The 4,170-nt window shown below is 68.1% G+C and carries 4 protein-coding genes; 2 read left to right on the forward strand and 2 right to left on the reverse strand.

All coding sequences use genetic code 11. From position 1 onward, the window contains the following. Positions 1-180: 180 nt before the first annotated feature. Together ruvA and VEG08_14970 are read left to right on the forward strand one after the other, a co-directional pair. The gene (gene ruvA, locus VEG08_14965; GenBank protein ID HXZ29293.1) at positions 181-765 is read left to right on the forward strand and encodes a Holliday junction branch migration protein RuvA; all 585 of its coding nucleotides are present in this window, start codon (positions 181-183) and stop codon (positions 763-765) included. Positions 766-920: 155 nt separating this feature from the next. Then, the gene (locus tag VEG08_14970) at positions 921-1,595 is read left to right on the forward strand and encodes a hypothetical protein (protein HXZ29294.1); all 675 of its coding nucleotides are present in this window, start codon (positions 921-923) and stop codon (positions 1,593-1,595) included. A gap of 9 nt (positions 1,596-1,604) precedes the next feature. Here the strand turns inward: VEG08_14970 and mnmE are convergent, their stop codons facing one another. Together mnmE and VEG08_14980 are read right to left on the reverse strand one after the other, a co-directional pair. Then, positions 1,605-2,966: a tRNA uridine-5-carboxymethylaminomethyl(34) synthesis GTPase MnmE gene (gene mnmE, locus VEG08_14975; protein HXZ29295.1), complete on the reverse strand. Its 1,362-nt coding sequence runs from the start codon at positions 2,964-2,966 to the stop codon at positions 1,605-1,607. A gap of 137 nt (positions 2,967-3,103) precedes the next feature. After that, positions 3,104-3,991: a DUF1003 domain-containing protein gene (locus VEG08_14980; protein ID HXZ29296.1), complete on the reverse strand. Its 888-nt coding sequence runs from the start codon at positions 3,989-3,991 to the stop codon at positions 3,104-3,106. Positions 3,992-4,170: the final 179 nt, after the last annotated feature.

The raw sequence follows: 4,170 nt of genomic DNA on the forward strand, positions 1-4,170 counted from the left end.
CGGAGGATCTGACGACGTCGCCCACACCACCACTTCCGGCGGCGCCGGCCGCATCGTCAGATCCTCCCGCCTCCCTTCGGTCGGCGGAAGGATGACATCCCAACAGAGATGCATTCCATTCTTCAATCTTCATTCTGAAATCTGCAATCGTCCCCGTCCTCTGTGGTTAAATGACTCCCGATGATCGCCCATCTGCGCGGCCGCATCGTCGCCAAGCATCCCAACCAGGTCATCGTGGAGGCCGGGGGCGTGGGCTACGACGTGAACATCACCATCCCCACCTTCTCCGAACTGCCGGCGGCGGGCAGCGAGGTGGCGCTGCACATCCACACCCACGTGCGCGAGGACGCGCTGGCGCTCTACGGCTTTCTGCGCGCCGAAGAGAAGCGGCTGTTCGAGCGCCTGATCGCGGTGAGCGGCATCGGGCCCAAGCTGGCGGTCACCATCCTGAGCGGCATGGCGGCCGAGGCCATGGTGGCGGCCATCCGCGACAACGACGTGGCCCAGCTCACCCGCATCCCCGGCATCGGCAAGAAGACCGCCGAGCGCATGGTGCTGGAACTGCGCGACAAGCTGGAAGGGCTGGCGGCCGCGCCCGCGGCGCCCAAGGCCTCGCCCCTCGAGGAAGACGTGCTCTCGGCGCTGGTCAACCTGGGCTACCAGCGCGCCGCCGCCGAGCGCGCCCTCGCCCGCCTGGCCTCGAACGGCAAGGGCGACTCCTTCGAGAAGCTCTTCCGCGACACGCTGGCGCTCCTGGCCAAGTAAGAACAGGTTTCAAAGTTTCAATGTTTCAAGGTTTCAAAGACTCCCCGGGCGCAGCACCTTCAAACGTTGAAACTCTGAAACCTTCCAGCTACCAGCTACTAACTACCCCTGTTCCCCAGCGCCGCACCCGAGGCAAACCGCGCTACACTCGCAGCATGCGACGGGCGCTGATCGCCGTGCTGCTGCTGGCTGGGTGCGCGCTGCCCGCGGTCGCGAAGAAGCCCAAGTGGGCGCTGACCCGCCAGCCTCCCAAGACGGTCGAGATCGCCGGCCTCGCCGTCACTCCGGCGGCGCAGAAGTGCGCCAACTGGGCCTGGGCGGCGGGCATGGCCGACATGCTGCGCCTGCGCGGCCTGCCGCTCAAGCCCGAGGACCTGGTGCTCAAGGCCTACGCCGGCACCGTCTGCGACGACCGCCTGGGCGACCTGGAGCGGCTGGCGCAGGTGGCGGCGGGCGAGTACCGGCGCGAGGACGGCAGCAAGGTGCGGGTGGAGAGCCGCTTCACCCCCGGCCTCAGCGCTCCCGACGACCTCGTGGCCGGCGTGCTTCGCCGCCAGCCGCTGCTGCTGATCTGGCGCGGCCATCCCTACCTGGTGCGCGGCGTCACCTACGTCGAGGCCATCGCCCAGAACGGCCAGAAGTCGGTCGAGATCCGCGAGATTCTGCTCGCCGACTCCTTCGCCCCCGGCGCCCAGGGCCAGACCACCTTCCAGGCCGGGCGCGACGATCCCGCCGAGGTGGACGGCATGATGGACGTCACCGTCACCCCCGAAGCCGGCAACGACTGGCTGCGCCAGCCCACCGACTGGCTGCACCAGAACCCGAAATAGCCGTCAGCCTCATTTCCCGATACAGAACGAACTGAAGATGCGGTTGAGGATGTCGTCGGCGGTGGTCTGGCCGGTGATGGCGTCCAGCGGCCGCAGCGCGGTGTAGAGGTCGAGCAGGATCATTTCGTGGGGGATGCGGTTGCGCGCGGCCTGGGTGGCCGCGTCCAGCGCCGCCAGCGACTCCCGCACCAGCGCCTGGTGGCGCGCGTTGGTCAGAAAGCCGCTCTCCGCCTGCGCCCCCGCCTCTCCGCGCACGTGCCGCAGGATCTCCTCCCGCAATTCGGGGATGCCCTCGCCGGTCAGAGCAGAAGTCGGAAGGAAGTTCCCAGTTCCCGGTTCCCGGTTCCTGGTTGAGGCGCTGCGCAGGTCCCACTTGTTAGCGACGACGATGAAGGCGCGCTCGCCCACCTGGGCCAGCAGTTCCTCATCCTCGCGCGCGCGCGGCTGCGAGGCGTCGAGCACCACCAGCACCAGGTCCGCGTCGGCCAGCGCCTCCATGGATTTCTGGACGCCGAGGCTCTCGGCCTCGTCCAGCGCCTGGCGCAGCCCGGCGGTGTCCACCAGGTGCACGGGGATGCCGGCGAGCGCCACCGTCTCGCTCACCAGGTCGCGGGTCGTGCCCGGCGACGCGGTCACGATGGCGCGCTCGCGCTCCACCAGGCGATTGAAGAGCGAGCTCTTGCCCACGTTGGGACGCCCCACGATGGCCAGGGTCATGCCTTCGTGCACCACCTTGCCGTAGGCGAAGCTCTCCGCCAGCGCGGCCAGCGGCTCCCGCACCTGGAGGATGGAGTGGGCGATCTGCGGATCGGGAAGCACGGGCACGTCGTCCTCGGCGAAGTCGATGCCCGCCTCCAGCAGCGCGATCAGCCCCACCAGCTTTTCCTTGATAGGAGCGAGCCGGCGCGAGAGCGCGCCCTCCAACTGCTGCGCCGCCACCTTGGCCTGGTAGAGGGTCTGCGACTCGATCAGGTCGCGCACCGCCTCCGCCTGGGTCAGGTCCAACCGGCCATGCAGAAAGGCGCGCAGCGTGAACTCCCCGGGCTCGGCCAGGCGCGCGCCCCGCTCCAGGCACAGCTCCACCGCGCGCCGCAGCACCACGGGCGCGCCGTGGGCGGAGATCTCGACCACGTCGTCGGTGGTGTAGGAGTGCGGCTTCGGGAAGAAGGTGACCACCACCTCGTCGAGGCGCTCGCCCGACGCGGGCTCCACCAGTTCGCCGAAGAGGGCGCGCTGCGGCTCCAGCGCGCTCTTCAGGCGCAAGAGCGGCGCGGCGATGGCGCGCGCTTCCGGCCCCGACAGCCGCACCACCCCGATGCCGCCGCGCCCCGGCGGCGTGGACACGGCCACGATGGTGTCGTCCAGGTGCACGCGGTTATTTCACCACGAGAGGCACAGAGACACAGAGAAATTGCAGAATGCAGAGTTGAGAATGCGGGATGGGGCGGAGCGCCAGTTGCCTTGCTCCTTTTGCCTTCCTCTCTGTGCCTCTGTGTCTCTTGGGGTGACTAGGAGACCGTGGGCCTGCGCCCATTGTCGGTGGGCATGCCGCCCTGGGTCGCGCCGCGCTGCTTCTCCAGGCGCGCGAAGCCGGCCTGCATCTGCTCGTAGACGCGGTCGATCTTGTTGTGCAACTGCGCCACTTCCAGCTCCGCCTTGAGGTTGACCTCGTAATCCAGGTCGGCCTTCAGCCGGTCCTTCGCCGCCTGCCGGTTCTGGCTCATCATGATCACCGGGGCCTGCAGCGCCGCCAGCATGGAGAGGAAGAGGTTGAGCAGGATGTAGGGATAGGGATCGAAGGGATGGAGGGCCAGCAGCACCGTGTTGGTCACCACCCAGGCCACCAGCACGCCCGCGAAGGTGATGATGAAGGTCCAGGAGCCGCCAAAGGTGGCCACGCGGTCGGCGATGCGCTCGCCCAGGGTCAGCCGCTCCTCCTCCTCGACGTTGAGGTTGCGGGTGACGTGGGTGCGCAGCAGTTCGTCGGTAGTGCGCAGCCGCCGCCCCATCACCGTGAGCAGGTCGAGGGCGGCGTGAGGATGGTGGGTGACCAGGTCGAGCAGGTTCTCGCGGTCCAGGGTGAAGCAGTCGGTCTCCTCCACCGCCACCGCGGTGGCGGTGCGCGGCCCGCCATCGAACAGCGAGATCTCCCCGAAGACGTCGCCCGCCTGGTTCTCCCCCAGGATGATCTTGGAGCCCTCGGTGTCCTCGGAATAGACCTGGACCGCGCCTTGGCGCACGATAAAGAGGGCGTCGCCGGGGTCCCCGAAGGAGAAGATGGTCTCGCCCTTGTCGAAGTGGCGCTCGTCCAGCAGGCCGCCCAGCGTGGTGCGCTCCTCGGGATCGAGCAGCGCGAAGATCGGAATCTCGGAGAGCAGCGTTACGTCAGCCGACATTCTCTTCCCACCTCTCCCGTCTTCCGGGCATCATGCCAAGTTATGCAGCCGGGCGCAATAGCGTGGCTGGCTATCACCACAGAGGCAGCAGAAGAAAGGGAGAGAGCTACCGCCGCCGCGAGAAGGAGGGAGCGCTGGCGGGCGGCTTGCCCTTGTAGTCCTTGGGATAGAGCACGACG

This window comes from Terriglobales bacterium, from assembly GCA_035624475.1.
Classification (GTDB): Bacteria; Acidobacteriota; Terriglobia; order Terriglobales; family Acidobacteriaceae; genus DASPRL01.